The following is a 13,779-nucleotide window of genomic DNA, read 5'->3' on the forward strand; positions in this document are numbered from 1 at the left end:
AACACGGGCTGCGCACCTGCATCCAAGCTGAGTGGCGCGCCGGGCGAGGCGGAGATCGGATGCGTGCCGATCGTGATCATCAGGGCGTTGAACGCAAGCATCGCCCCCAGTCGCACCGACAAGTCCAGGTCGCGGTTTTCGAGATACTCGAGGTCAGCGACGAAGCCGGGGTCCGGCGTCGCGCCGCGCATCGCCTGGAACGCGCGAAGCCGAACGCGATGAGAGGACTTCTTCATCATGGCGATCTACCGTCGGTCATTGTGCCGCGCCAGCGCCTAGTATGGCGTCGCTAAGGACCCAGAAACGGCCGTTCAGGGTCGTCTAGCCTTTTCCCGTAAGCGGTCGTTCGTTCATGACGTAGCTCGGGGCTAAGCTAGCTGCGGCGTGAGCTTGGCCGAGGTACCAGGAGATTCAACGCGTCCGCATTGTCTCGGCCCCATGCGTAGAGCAGCTCGACAGGTTCGACGAAGCGTCGTCCAAGCGCCGTCAGCTGGTACTCGACTGCTGGCGGAATCGTACTCTGAACGTGACGCGTCACAAGCCCGCTCGCCTCCAACTCCCTGATGGTCTGGGTCAGCATCTTCTTCGAGATGCCCGGCAGGCTGCGCTGGAGCACACCGGTGCGTGCCGCGCCGCCATGGCGGACATGGAGCGTGTGAAGCACCATGCTGGTCCACTTGGTTGCGAACAGCTCCAGCACCCGGCGGGGCGCACAGTCCTCCCGCCATTCCTCGTCCGGCGTTCCGGGCTGCATGTGGTTACCTCCTGGTGCCTGGTGACCCAGATGGTGCCGTCTAGAAGCCCTGCCCCTTCGTGCCTAGCTCCTCGACCACAAGGAGTTGATCATGGCGAAAACGGCATTGGTAGTGGGCGCGAGCGGGATCGTGGGGAGCGCAACGGCGGCGCTACTGGTGGAACGCGGCTGGACCGTGCATGGCCTTGCCCGACGGCCTGGCGCTCAGGCCGGCGTGCAGCCGGTCGCCGCCGACCTGCAGGACGCCGACGAAACCGCGTCAGCGTTGCGCAGCCTGAACCCCGACGCGGTGTTCATCACGACCTGGCTGCGGCAGGACAGCGAGGCGGAGAACATCCGCGTCAACGCCGCCATGGTCCGTAACCTGCTTGACCGGCTGCCGAAGCCGTCCGGGCCGCGCCACGTTGCGCTGGTGACGGGGCTCAAGCACTATCTCGGACCGTTCGAGGCGTACGGCAGGGGCACGCTCCCGCAGACGCCGTTCCGGGAGGAGCAGGGCCGGCTCGACGTCGAGAACTTCTACTATGCGCAGGAGGACGAGGTCTTCGCCGCCGCCGCGCGCGACGGGTTCAGCTGGAGCGTGCACCGGCCGCATACCGTGATCGGGCTGGCGGTCGGCAACGCGATGAACATGGGCACGACGCTCGCCGTCTACGCGACGATCTGCCGCGAGACGGGGCGGCCCTTCACCTTCCCCGGCTCGGCGGCGCAGTGGTCGGGGCTCACCGACATGACCGATGCGGATCAGCTCGCCCGGCACCTGCTCTGGGCCACGGAGACGACGGCCGCGCACGACCAGGCGTTCAACGTCGTCAACGGCGACGTCTTCCGCTGGCAGTGGATGTGGAGCCGGCTCGCCGCGTGGTTCGGGATCGACGCGGCGCCGTTCGACGGCACGGTGCGCCCGCTCGAGCAGCAGATGGCGGACGACGCCGCGCTCTGGCGCGACATCGCCGAGCGCGACGGGCTCGCCGAGCCTGACCTGACCCGCCTCGCCTCGCCGTGGCACACCGACGCCGATCTCGGCCGACCGATCGAGGTGGTCGCCGACATGAGCAAGAGCCGGCGGCTGGGCTTCACCGGTTATCAGCGGACCGACGATGCCTTCTTCGCACTGTTCGACCGGCTGCGGGATGCGCGCCTGATACCCTGACGCGTCGCGAAGTGTGCCGAGCCGGCGCGCGTAGGCACGACAAAGCAGTCGATAAAGTCGGCTATTGTTACGAACCTGTTCGTGCCTTATGCCTCTGCCGAAAAGGGAGAGGGGCATGGCAGCAGGCCAGGCAGGCACGACGCAACCGACACGCGTCCGTTACACCATGTTGTCGCTGATCGCGGCAGGAACGCTCATCAACTATCTCGATCGCACGATCCTCGGCGTTGCGGCACCCGCGCTCACGAAGGAACTGGGGATCAGCGCGACCGTCATGGGCGTGATCTTCTCGGCGTTCAGCTGGTCCTATGCCGCCGCCCAGGTGCCCGGCGGCGCCTTTCTTGATCGATTTGGAACCCGCCTCACCTACTTTCTGTCGGTTTCCTTCTGGTCGCTGTTCACGCTGCTGCAGGCGTTTGTCGGCGGCGTCGCTGGGCTGATCGGCCTGCGCCTGGCGCTGGGTGTCGCGGAGAGCCCGTGCTTTCCGGCCAACAGCCGCGTGGTCGCGACCTGGTTCCCGCGCGACGAGCGGGCCTTTGCGACCGGTGTCTACACGGTGGGGGAGTATATCGGCCTCGCGTTCCTCAGCCCGCTCCTGTTCGCGATGCTTGCCGTGTGGGGCTGGCGATCGCTGTTCGTCGGCGCGGGCGTGCTCGGGCTCCTGTTCGCGCTGGTGTGGTGGCGCGGCTACCGTGAGCCGCGTGAGAGCCGCGCCAACCAGGCCGAACTGGACGAAATCGTCGCCGGCGGCGCGCTGCTGGACCAGCCCGCCCGGCAGCGGTTCGACTGGTCTGCCGCCGGTCGCCTGCTGCGCACGCGGCAGATGTGGGGGATCTGCCTCGGCCAGTTCGCCGGCAACTCGACCCTGGTGTTCTTTCTCACCTGGTTCCCGACCTATCTCGCCACCGAGCGCCAGATGGACTGGCTGAAGATCGGCTTCTTTGCGGTCGCACCGTTCATCGCCGCCTCCTTCGGCGTGCTGTTCGGCGGCTGGTGGTCGGATCGCATGCTGCGGCAGGGCAAGTCGCCCAATGTCGCGCGCAAGCTGCCGATCATCCTCGGTCTGCTGCTCGCCTCCACCATCGTCGCGGCCAATTTCGTCGAGAGCAATGCGGCGGTGATCGCGATCCTCAGCCTCGCCTTCTTCGCGCAGGGCATGGCGGCGCTCGGCTGGACGCTGGTGTCCGACCTCGCGCCGGAGGGGATGCTTGGGGTGACCGGTGGGGTGTTCAACCTCGCCGCCAACCTCGCCGGCATCGTCACGCCGATCGTGGTAGGAGCAATCGTCGCCGCGACCGGTAGCTTCTTCTACGCGCTCGGTTTCATCGGCATCGTCGCGCTGCTCGGCGCGCTGTCCTACATCTTCATCCTGGGTGACGTCCGGCGGATCGTGCTCGACTGATCAGTCGGACACGACCGTTGGCCGGAAGCGGTTCTGCGCGGTCAGGCGGATGGTCGCGTTGGGTGCGCCATAGCCGTCGTATCCCGTCCTATCGACGAATTCGAAGAAGAAGGTACGCCGGAACGCGCGGCTGTAGAGCTGATGGTAGCGGCGACCCGGTCCTTCCTCATCGACCATGATGCCATAGTGGCGCAGCGTCGCCGCTTCCGCGTCGCCCAGACCGAAGCGGGCCGCGACATCGTCGTGGTAGTTGGCGGCTATGGGCAGCGGCTCCAGCCCGCGCGCTGCGAGCAGCGGCGCCGCCGCCGCGACATCCGGCACGCGCAGCGCCACGTGCTGGAATCCCGCGCCGAACGACTGATCCAGGAACCTGGCCGACAAGGCGTTGCGCGCATCCGTGCTGTTCAGGGTAATTCGGAACGTGCCGGCAGCGTTCTGGATCGCCTGACTCTGCACCAGGCCGTTGGGATCGATCACGTCCTGCGGCTGCTGCACCTGCACGTCGAACAGCGCGCGCCAGTAGAGCTGCCATGACAGGTACTCGTCATGGTGGACCGTGGCGGCAAGGTGGTCGACCGCGACCACGTCCGGCGCCGCGCCGCCGGTCGGCTCTTCCATTGTGAACTCGTCGCTCCACAGCGTCGTCGCGGCGACTGCGTCGATGACGTAGACCAGACTGCCCGCGACCCCGCGCAACGCCGGCATCGCGGGCATGTCGCTCTCGTGCTCGGCAACGCCCAGCGCGCGGGCGCGAGCCATGCAGGCAGCACCATCCGATACCACCAGCCCGATCGCGCAGATCGCGGTGCCATGCGTCGTGCGATAGGATGCCGCGAAGCCGTGATCCTCGGAATTGAGGACGAAGTTGGCCGCGCCGCAGCGCCACAGCTCGACCTGCTTGGTGCGGTGCCGGCCCACGCGGTCGAACCCGGCTCCCTGCAGCATTGCCCGCAGCTCGTCGCCGTCCTCGCTCGCCACGGCGAACTCGACGAATTCAACCCGCTCGATTGTCGCCCGTGCCGGCATCGTGGGCGTGCGCCCCAACTTGCGCGCGGCAGCATCGCGGAGCGCATCGAGGGAGCGCATGCCGTCGCGCGCCACCATCCCCGCCGCGTTGGCGCGAAACCGATCGTTGAAAATCTCCAGGCTGAGCGGTCCATCATAGCCGAGCCGAAGGATCTCGGCGACATAGCCGGTCAGGTCGAGCCCGCCTTGCCCCGGCAGGCTGCGAAAGTGGCGGCTCCAGTAGAGCAGGTCCATGTCAAGCAGCGGCGCGTCGGCAAGCTGAACGAAGACCAGCTTGGCCGGATCGATGTCGCGGATCGACGCGCTCGGTATACGACGCGCCAGCGAATGGAAACTGTCGAGCAGGATGCCGATATTCGGATGATCCACCGTCTGCACGATGTTCCACACCTGACGATGATCGTTAACGTGGCGTCCCCATGCGAGTGCCTCGTACCCGACGGTTACGTCGTACTCGGCCGCGAGGTCGCCGAGCGCGCGGAAGTCGGCGACGATCTGCGCTCGGTCGCCACTCGCCTGCACTGCGCAGTTCGAGCACAGCAGCAGCTTGTCGCACCCGAGCACCCGCATCGTCTCGAACTTCTGGCGCGCGCGGGCGAAGGCGCGTGCGCGGAGGGGTTCGGGCATGCCCTCGAAGTCGCGCAGCGGCTGGTAGAGGACGCAAACGAGACCGAGCTCGTCGAGCAGGCTGCGCACCTGCCCGGCCGACAGTGCCGAGGCGACGAAGTCGGTATCGAAAATCTCCACCGCGGCGAAGCCCGCGCCTGCCGCTGCGCGCAGCTTGTCCTCCAGGGTGCCGCTCAGCGAAACGGTAGCGATGGCGTTGGTCATCGGCTTGCGTCTTTCCCCTCTGTCGCCCGGACGACCGCCAGACGAGCCGACTGAAACGAGCCCAGCCACAGCTGCCCGGCGACCAGCGCGGCAGCGCTGACGCCGTTGAAGCCGGGTTGCGGCGGACCGGCGGCAACCGTTGTCACACGTCGGTGGTCCGGATCGACGGCGCCGACGCTCCAGCCGCGGTGGCACAGCATCGGATCGGCGACGCCGTTCTCCACCCGGCGCACGCCGCCGCAGGCCGGCTCGTCCAGCCGCATGCCCGCGATCAGCAGCTTGCCGCCCGTCCAGCGGATGTTGTCCGGCATGAAATCGGGCGCGACGATCCGCGCGAGCGGCGCGCGCGTGTCGCGGCGATCGTAGACGACCACGGCGTGCCATCCGAACGCGACGACGTAGAAGCGGCGACCATCGGGATCGACCTCGATCCCGTTATTGCCCGGAAGCTCGGTGCCCGGCAGCAGCGTGAACCCCGGGTCGCCCGGGCGATGCTGCCAGACCGCACCGGTGATGCGGCCCTGCACGAAGTCGGCGATCGTCGTGCCCGGGCGGGTCAGCACGGTCGCCAGGATGGTTCCGTCGGCGAAAGCGGCGACACTGTTGGCGACCTGTCCAGCAGGCATGGGAAGGCAACCCGTCCAGCGCAGTTGCGGCGTTCCGTCCACCAGGTGAACGCTGAAGCGCTCGATCGACTCACGGCCACCGTGATTGACCACCAGCAGCTCCCACCGCCGTCGCCCGGTCGAGCGCAGCGACAGCCCGCGCGCGTTGAAAAGGCCGGGATCGAGCGGCGTGCACCCGCCCCGGTCGCCTGGCGCCGGAGCCGTGTACCAGGATCGCCACTGCCGGGTGCGCGTGTCGACCAGCTTCAGCCCCGCACCGGGCGCGAAGCCGCTCGCGACCAGCCAGCGGGTGCCAGGGATCGCGACCAGATCCTCCGGCTTCTCCGGGCCGCAGACGTAGCTCAACTGCGGGTCCGGCGCGCACGCCGGCTGCAGCAGCAGCGCAGTCGCGGCGAGCAGGCTCAATCGCGCGCCCGCGCCGGCGTGCGCGGCGCCGGTGGCACGCCCGCGAACAGCGCAAGATCGGCGAAGTGCGGCCAGGCCATCCCGCGGCTCTCCGGCGCGAGCCAGACGAGCGCCGGCGCATCGGGCTTGAACGCCGGCCATGCGCCGACGCTTGGACTCGAGGGGCGTCCGGTACGGGCGAAGGAGAGCAGCGCCGCCGACATCTCGCGCTCCAGCGTCAGGTCGCCAGCCTCCCATGCCCGGGTCGTCCGGAACAGGTTCAGCGCATCGCGGGTGCGCAGCCAATAGGGCACGTCGCCGGTGTGGTAGGCGCCGACGGTCGCCGGATCATGGTCGCTGAAGGTGACGCCGGCAGCATAGGGCTGCCGCCGCGTGAAGAGGTAGGCATAGGCCGGTGCGCGACCGTAGCGCTGCTGGTGCATCGCCCAGCCGGCCATCTGCCCACCGACGCTTGCGTCGCGCGCGATGTCCGCTGCATCGCGGCGCGCATCACCGCTGTTGTAGGCGGCGAGGATCGCCTCCGCCCGCGCCCCAAAGCTCGCTCGCACGGCCTGCGCCAGCTCGGCACGGCTGGCGACGGGAGGTAGCGGTCGGAAGCTCTCGTCGCGCGTGTAGCCGATGAGGACCGGCACATCAGCCTGCGCACGCCTGGCGAACACCGCTTCCGCCGTGCCGGTCACGACCCGGCCGTCGAGCACGATCGGGCTGCGCGGCGACTGCGCGGCGACCAGCCGGTCGCCCGGCACCGCGCGCAGCTCCGCGAGCGAGCTTGCGCCGAGTTCCTTGGCAAGCGCGACCCCTTGCGCCTCCGCCGCGGCGAGCGGGACAGGCGAGAGCATCCCGCCAAAGGGGCTGCCGCTCATCCCGACCGCACGCTGGAACAGGCCGCGGGCGAGCGGGCTCTGCTGCAGCAGCGCGACCGACATCGACCCCGCCGACTGCCCGACAACCGTCACGTTGGCCGGATCTCCACCGAAGTTCGCGATGTTGCGGCGGATCCAGGCAAGCGCCGCGATCTGGTCCATAAGGCCGTAGTTGCCCGACCCGCCGTAGCCACCCTCCTTCGTCAGGTCAGGATGCGCGAGGAAGCCCAGCGGTCCGACCCGATAGGCGACATTGACCCGCACGACGCCGTCCCGAGCGAGCGGTTCGCCCGAGTAGTTCGCCATGTTCGCCGAACCGATGTTGAAGCCGCCGCCGTAGATCCACACCACGACCGGCGCCTGCCGTGCAGCACGGGGCGCCCAAATGTTCAGGTAAAGGCAATCCTCGCTGGTCGCCTCCTCGCCGAAATAATGATTCTGGCGCGATCCTCGCAGCGGCTGAAGGCACTCGGGCGCGAACCGGTCGGCGTGGTACAGGCCGGTGCGGCGCGAGAGCGGTTGCGGCGGCTTCCAGCGCAGCTCGCGGACCGGCGGCTGCGCAAAGGGCACGCCGAGGTACGCATCGACACCGTCCGCCAAGCTCACGCCCTCAACCTCGCCCTCGGCGACCTCGACGCGTGGCGGCGCGGTCTGCGCGGCGAGAAGCGCGGCAACGCAGGCGGCGGCTACCCGGCGCAGCCTCAACGCCGAGGCACCCCAAGCTGCTGGTGGAAGAAGTCAAAGGTGGCGTTGGTCGCCCGGAGCGTCGCCGCGCGGGTCGCCGCCGCGTCCGCGCCGATGAAGCTGTGGTCGACCGCGGGCAGGTAGATCGACTGCACCCTGACGCCCGCCGCCCGTAGCGCCGCCTCGCCCTTGTGCGACTGGGCCACCGGCACGACCTTGTCCTCATCGCCGTGGATCAGCAGGAACGGCGGATCTTTCGCGTCGATGTAGGTGACCGGGCTGACGGCGCGGATTCGATCGGCCGGGCAGCTGCCCTGGCAGCCGAGCAGCCTTGCGCCGGCGGCGTTGCCATCGGGCGTTGCGTTCATCCCGGCGAAGTCGAAGACGCCGTACCAGGTGACCGCCGCCTGTACGCACCCGTCGGCGGCTGCCTTCGGATCGAGCGTGGTGTCGCGACAGGTCACCGCAGTCAGCGCCGCCAGGTGGCCGCCAGCCGATCCGCCCCACACCCCCACCTTCGCGGGATCGATCTGGTAGTCGGTCGCGTGGGCGCGCAGGAAGCGCAGCGCAGCGTTGGAGTCCTGCAGCTGCGCGGGGAATGCCGCCTCTCCGGACAGCCGATACTCGAGGCTCGCGACGACGAAGCCTTCGGCGGCGAGCCGCGCGAGTACCTTGGGGAAGTCGGCCAGCGCCCCCGAATGGCGGGTGTGCCCGCCGATCCAGCCGCCGCCGTGAATGTAGAGGATCAGCGGATGCGGACCGGCACCCGCCGGCACATAGATGTCGACGATCTGCGGGCGATAGCCCGGCAGCGTCTGGTAGGTGACGTCGCGGTACGCCTTCACGCCGTCCGGAAAGGCGACGGGTACCTGCGGGAACCGATCCTCCAGCACCGGTGCCGCGGCCGTCGGAAAGTCGCGGGTCTGGGCGGTGGCTCCCGCCCCGCTTGCCAGTGCAGCGGCAGCCAGGAGGCAGGGCAGCATTTGTCGGCGCACTCCATCATCCTCTCAACTATGCCGGCGCCGTTCGGCGTCCGATGACGATCGCTATCACCGCCGCCGCGAAAACGGAAGACACAATAGGAACTCGTTCGTAACACTAATTACAGCGGGGACCGAGCGTTGCGTACGGCTGTCCATCGGATAGGACAGACGCATGCCGACCGACACTTCCGACGCTCCTCCGCCCTCGCCGCGCCGCACCCGCGCTGAAACCCGCGAGGCCGCCATCAACGCCATCCTCGACGTCGCCACCGCCGAGTTCGTCGAGAAGGGACTGGCCGGTGCCCGGATCGACGAGATCGCAGGCAAGGCCACCAAGCGTAAGATCTACTATTACTTCGGCAGCAAGGACGAGCTGTACCGCGCCGTGCTCGAGCGCGCCTATCGCAGGGTACGCGCCAGCGAAACCACCGTCGACATCGAGAGCGGCAGCGCGGTGGACGCGCTCCGCCGCCTGATCGAGCACGACGTGCGCTACCACTCGCAGCATCCCGAGCTGGTGCGGCTAGTCATGAACGAGAACATCCACCGCGCGGAACACCTGAAGCAGATCGCCGACCTGCAGACGGAGAACCGCGGCGTCATCCGGCTGCTCGGCGCCATCATCGCCCGCGGCGAGGCGGAAGGGCTGTTTCGTGCCGGGATCGAGCCTGTCGACCTTCACATGAACATGACGGCGCTCGCCTTCTACAACGTCTCTAACCAGTTCACCTTTGCTCACAATTTCGGGGTCGACATGACCAGCCCCGCCGCGATCGATCATCGCGCGGCGCAGGTCGCCGACATCCTGCTCGCCTGGGTGCGACTACCACCGCTTGAGTGATATTGACAGGAACCAGTTCGTCACACTAATCCTTCCCCGGATCGCCGGACAACTGGCGGCACTTGGGGAGGATTTCTGATGCGGTTGTCGCTCGCTCGCTACGCCCTGTCGGCGTCGGTTCTTGTTCTGGGTCTGGTCGCTGCCATGCCTGTTGCCGCCCAAACGCAGACTGCGCCTTCCTCCGATACGCCGGCCGTGGATCCAACGGCGCAAGCCGACACCAGCGACGCAAGCGCACCGGACATCGTGGTCACCGGATCGTTGATTCAGCGTCCGAACAACGACTCGGCCAGCCCGATCGTCTCGGTCAGCGACCAGGCGATCCGCGAGACGGGTGCGGTCAACGTCGTCGACGCGCTCAATCAAATCCCGAGCTTCACGACGGCAGGCAACGGCAACACCGGTGGCCAGGGCACGGGCGGCCGCTCAACGGTCAACCTTCATGGTCTTGGCTCGAACCGCAACCTGGTGCTGCTCGACGGTCGCCGCCTGCCGGTGTCCGACATCAACGGCAACGTCGACATCAACATCCTGCCCGACGCCATCCTGGGCGGGGTGGACGTGATCACCGGCGGTGCATCGGCGGTCTATGGGTCCGACGCGATCTCGGGCGTGGTCAACTTCAAGACGGTGCGCAGCCTGGAGGGCTTCCGCGCCGACCTGCAGACCGGGATCAGCGAGCGGGGCGATGCGTTCAAGTTCAACGGCTCGCTCGCCTTCGGCAGCAGCTTCGCCGAGGATCGCGGCAACCTCGTCGCCGCCTTCAGCTACGCGCAGTCCGACCCGGTCAACGGGTCGACCCGGCCGTTCTTTAAGGACAAGACACCGTCGTCGTTCATCGGCAGCGGCACCTTCGTCCCCAGCGCCGTCAACGCCCCCACGGCCGCCGCGGTAAACGGGGTGTTCAGCGGCTACGGCGTGACCTCGGCGATCAATCCGCTGCTCAACCTCGGCTTCAACAACGACGGCACGCTGTTCGTGCAGACGGGCGCGATCAATTACCGCGGCGACCGCGCCTCCAATGGCTACCTCATCGTCGGCAACAACGTCCGCATGCCGGTCGGCCAGCAGATTCAGTTCCAGAACGAGCTGGAGCGCAAGACCGCGTTCGTGAAGGCGGACTATGAGGTAACGCCCGGGATCACCGCCTACGGCCAGTTCATGTATGTCAATCTGGCCGTCCGGACCGAAAGCGGCGGCAGCCTGACCCAGTTTGGCGCGCTCACCACCGTGCCGGTCACGAACCCGTTCATTCCCGCCGCTCTGCGGACGGTTCTCGCCTCGCGCCCCAACGCGACGGCCCCGTTCACCTGGAACGGCCGCTACGTCGGCGTGCCGTACAAGAACTTCAATGAACAGTACACGATCCAGCAGTACCTCGCCGGCGTCCGCGGAACGATCACCGATGGCTGGACCTTCGATGCCTTCGCGTCGTGGGACAAGTCCGCGCACCAGCTCGCGATCGGCAACGCCGTGCTCAAGAACCGGGTGCAGACCCTGCTCAACGCGGCCGACGGCGGTCGCTCGCTCTGCGCCGGCGGGCTCAACATCTTCGGCGACGCGAATGCGCGCAGCCTGTCCGCGGCGTGCCGCGACTACATCACCAAAACGGCGTTCTCCCAGGAGGATCTGACCCAGACCCAGGCGCAGCTGCAGATCAACGGCAAGCTGTTCGATCTCGGCGCCGGCCCGGCGCAGCTGGCGCTGCTCGGCAGCTATCGCAAGAACACTTATGATTACGTACCCGACAGCGATCTGCGCGCGCAGAACATCGAGTCGGTGATCGCCTCCGCTCCGGCGAACGGCGACATCTCCGTCAAGGAAGCCGCGGCGCAGATCGACATCCCGCTGCTATCGGACCGCAGTTTCTTCCAGGAGCTCGGCGTCGGCGCGGCGGTCCGCATCTCGGACTATTCGGTCACCGGCTCGGTCACCAGCTACGAGGGCGACGCGCGCTGGCGGCCGTTCCAGGCACTTCTGGTACGCGGCAGTTACCAGCGTGCCGTCCGCGCGCCCAACATCGGCGAGCTGTTCACCCCGGCATCCGGCACACAGCTGGTGATCGGCACCCCGCCGGGCGCGCTCGGCGATCCCTGCGACGTCCGCTCGACCGCCCGCACAGGTGCCAATGGCGCGCGGGTCGCGACGCTCTGCGTGGCGCAGGGCGTGCCGTCGGCGGCGATCGGATCCTACACCTTTCCGACCACCGCGACCGGTCAGACGATCGCCGGCAACCTCGACCTGACGCCGGAGCGGGCCGACACCTACAACATCGGCTTCGTCTTCGACTCACCCGCCCGCGACGGCCTGTTCGGCGACTTCACGCTGTCGGTCGACTACTACAACATCAAGGTCAGCAACGTCATCTCGACGGTCCCCGGCCTCACCGTGCTGTCCAAGTGCTTCAACCTCGACGGCACCAACCCGAACTACGAAGCGGGCAACCTCTACTGCTCGCTCATTCGCCGCAACGGCGTGGGCGAGATCGATACGGTCAACACGCCCTACCTCAACATTGGCGGCCTGCGCACCGACGGCGTGGAGGTGCAGGCGAACTGGAGCGTCCCGACGCGCTTCCTCGGCGACACCAGCCGCTTCTTCGTCAACGTGGGCGTCGACTGGACGCGGAACTATGAGGTGCAGTTGCTGCCCGGCACCGCGTTCCTCGACTATACCGGGATCAGCAACGGCGGCGCCGGACCGACCAGCGTTCCGCCGCGCGCCACGCCGAAGTGGAAGGCGCTCAGCTCCTTTGGTCTGCGCTCGGAGGCGGGCACGCTCGGCCTGCGCTGGCGGTTCCAGGACAAGCTCGCCGATGTCAGCTCGGTGCTGACCCCGGCGACGGCGCAGGTCGGCGTCGACGCCTATTCGCTGTGGGACCTGTTCGCGACGGTCAAGGCCGGGCGCAGCTACGAAGTACGGCTCGGCGTCAACAACCTGTTCGACAAGGACCTGCCGTTCGTCGCGAGCTCGCAGAACGGCACGGACGTCGCGCTCTATGATCCGATCGGCCGCTCCTTCTACGCGGGCGTCCGCTTCAACTTCTGACTAGTCGGGTGGCGGAGCGGTCCCGCTGCTCCGCCACCTCGATCGAGGACATGCAATGATCAAGTCGGGCCTGATCGGCCGCTCCATTCTCGCCTCCCGCTCACCCTGGCTGCACGAGGAGGAGGCACGCGCGCAGGGCCTGGCACTCGCCTACACCCTGTTCGATTTCACTGACCGCGGCTGGGACGACGATGCGCTGGCCTCTACCCTGGAAGATTTGCGGTCGGACGGCTACGCCGGCTTCAACGTCACCTATCCCTTCAAGCAGGCCGTCATTCCCCTGCTCGACGAGCTTGCGGAGAGCGCGCGCTCGGTGGGAGCGGTCAACACGGTGGCGATCCGCGACGGACGGACGATCGGCCATAACACCGACATGATCGGGTTTCGCGACGCGTTGGCCGCCGGGCTGCCCGCGGCGGACCTCGGGCGCGTGCTCCTGCTTGGAGCCGGTGGCGCGGGCTCCGCGGTTGCGAGCGCGCTGCTATCGCTCGGTGTCGCGGAACTCACGATCGCGGACCTCGACCACGCCCGCGGCAAGGCGCTCGCGCAGCACCTTCGCGCACGCGGCATCGACGCCGGGCGGGTTAGCTCGCGCGCGATCAAGGACGTCTCGGTCCCGGATGTCACCGGGATCGTCAACGCAACCCCGATCGGTATGGCCGCCCAGCCCGGGCCCCCGATCGATACCGAGCAACTCCGCCCCGACCAGTGGGTCGCCGACATCGTATACTTTCCGCTGGAGACCGCCCTGCTTCGCGCCGCCGCCGCCCGCGGCTGCGCCACACTCGACGGCAGCGGCATGGTGGTGCGACAGGCGGCCGAGGCGTTTCGGATCATTACTGGACATTCGGCAGATCCCGGCCGGATGAGTGCCCGTTTCGGCACCAAGACCGGTGGATGACAATCAAGCGTTCTTCATCGCTCAAGAGGTCCCGCGTGCTTGGAGTGTGGCGCATGGCGATGCCCCTTCGACACCGCATTGGCACAGCTGACAGCACACTCTGGGGCGAGCGAACCGGTATCAGCCTGCTCGCTCAACGACCTGGCTTAGCTGGGAATTGGCTGGGGCGGCAGGATTCGAACCTGCGAATGCCGGTACCAAAAACCGGTGCCTTACCGCTTGGCGACGCCCCAGCAGAGCGGGCGCTTATAGCGTCCGCGCT

Annotated in this window: 11 protein-coding genes and 1 tRNA gene; 5 read left to right on the top strand and 7 right to left on the bottom strand. The window is 67.8% G+C overall.

Annotated features, from left to right (window positions below):
* Together CRO12_RS00005 and CRO12_RS00010 are read right to left on the bottom strand one after the other, a co-directional pair.
* The coding region (locus CRO12_RS00005) for a hypothetical protein (protein WP_144033476.1) at positions 1-239 on the bottom strand (239 nt) is incomplete at its 3' end.
* Positions 240-373: 134 nt separating this feature from the next.
* Positions 374-754, bottom strand: coding sequence for a winged helix-turn-helix transcriptional regulator (locus tag CRO12_RS00010; RefSeq protein ID WP_097062017.1), 381 nt, complete (start codon positions 752-754; stop codon positions 374-376).
* Between the two features lie 91 nt (positions 755-845).
* Between CRO12_RS00010 and CRO12_RS00015 the strand changes: the two genes are divergently transcribed.
* Entirely contained in the window at positions 846-1,907 is a 1,062-nt protein-coding gene (locus CRO12_RS00015; protein ID WP_097062018.1) for an SDR family oxidoreductase, read from the top strand.
* A 115-nt stretch (positions 1,908-2,022) separates the two neighbouring features.
* Positions 2,023-3,309, top strand: coding sequence for an MFS transporter (locus CRO12_RS00020; RefSeq protein WP_218838835.1), 1,287 nt, complete (start codon positions 2,023-2,025; stop codon positions 3,307-3,309).
* On the opposite strand, the gene CRO12_RS00025 is transcribed toward CRO12_RS00020, so the two are convergent.
* The 4 genes from CRO12_RS00025 to CRO12_RS00040 are packed head-to-tail and all read right to left on the bottom strand — an operon-like array spanning position 3,310 to position 8,727.
* Positions 3,310-5,166 carry a bifunctional sugar phosphate isomerase/epimerase/4-hydroxyphenylpyruvate dioxygenase family protein gene (locus tag CRO12_RS00025; RefSeq protein ID WP_097062020.1) on the bottom strand — a complete coding sequence of 619 codons (1,857 nt, stop codon included), beginning with the start codon at positions 5,164-5,166 and terminating at the stop codon, positions 3,310-3,312.
* Positions 5,163-6,197: an SMP-30/gluconolactonase/LRE family protein gene (locus CRO12_RS00030; RefSeq protein WP_097062021.1), complete on the bottom strand. Its 1,035-nt coding sequence runs from the start codon at positions 6,195-6,197 to the stop codon at positions 5,163-5,165. Before CRO12_RS00030 ends, CRO12_RS00025 begins: the two co-directional genes overlap by 4 nt.
* Entirely contained in the window at positions 6,194-7,765 is a 1,572-nt protein-coding gene (locus CRO12_RS00035) for a carboxylesterase/lipase family protein (RefSeq protein ID WP_245858071.1), read from the bottom strand. The genes CRO12_RS00030 and CRO12_RS00035 overlap by 4 nt, the downstream gene beginning before the upstream one ends.
* Positions 7,762-8,727: an alpha/beta hydrolase gene (locus CRO12_RS00040; protein WP_097062022.1), complete on the bottom strand. Its 966-nt coding sequence runs from the start codon at positions 8,725-8,727 to the stop codon at positions 7,762-7,764. The genes CRO12_RS00035 and CRO12_RS00040 overlap by 4 nt, the downstream gene beginning before the upstream one ends.
* 172 nt (positions 8,728-8,899) lie before the next feature.
* On the opposite strand from CRO12_RS00040, the gene CRO12_RS00045 reads away from it, so the two are divergent.
* The 3 genes from CRO12_RS00045 to CRO12_RS00055 all read left to right on the top strand — a co-directional run bounded on the left by CRO12_RS00045 (position 8,900) and on the right by CRO12_RS00055 (position 13,517).
* The gene (locus tag CRO12_RS00045; RefSeq protein WP_097062023.1) at positions 8,900-9,568 is read left to right on the top strand and encodes a TetR/AcrR family transcriptional regulator; all 669 of its coding nucleotides are present in this window, start codon (positions 8,900-8,902) and stop codon (positions 9,566-9,568) included.
* 195 nt (positions 9,569-9,763) lie between these two features.
* The gene (locus CRO12_RS00050; RefSeq protein WP_245858073.1) at positions 9,764-12,616 is read left to right on the top strand and encodes a TonB-dependent receptor domain-containing protein; all 2,853 of its coding nucleotides are present in this window, start codon (positions 9,764-9,766) and stop codon (positions 12,614-12,616) included.
* Between the two features lie 55 nt (positions 12,617-12,671).
* Positions 12,672-13,517 carry a shikimate dehydrogenase gene (locus CRO12_RS00055; RefSeq protein WP_097062025.1) on the top strand — a complete coding sequence of 282 codons (846 nt, stop codon included), beginning with the start codon at positions 12,672-12,674 and terminating at the stop codon, positions 13,515-13,517.
* Positions 13,518-13,675: 158 nt separating this feature from the next.
* On the opposite strand, the gene CRO12_RS00060 is transcribed toward CRO12_RS00055, so the two are convergent.
* A tRNA-Gln gene (locus CRO12_RS00060) sits at positions 13,676-13,750 on the bottom strand.
* Between the last annotated feature and the right edge of the window lie 29 nt (positions 13,751-13,779).

This window comes from Sphingomonas guangdongensis, from assembly GCF_900199185.1.
Taxonomy (GTDB): Bacteria; Pseudomonadota; Alphaproteobacteria; order Sphingomonadales; family Sphingomonadaceae; genus Sphingomonas; species Sphingomonas guangdongensis.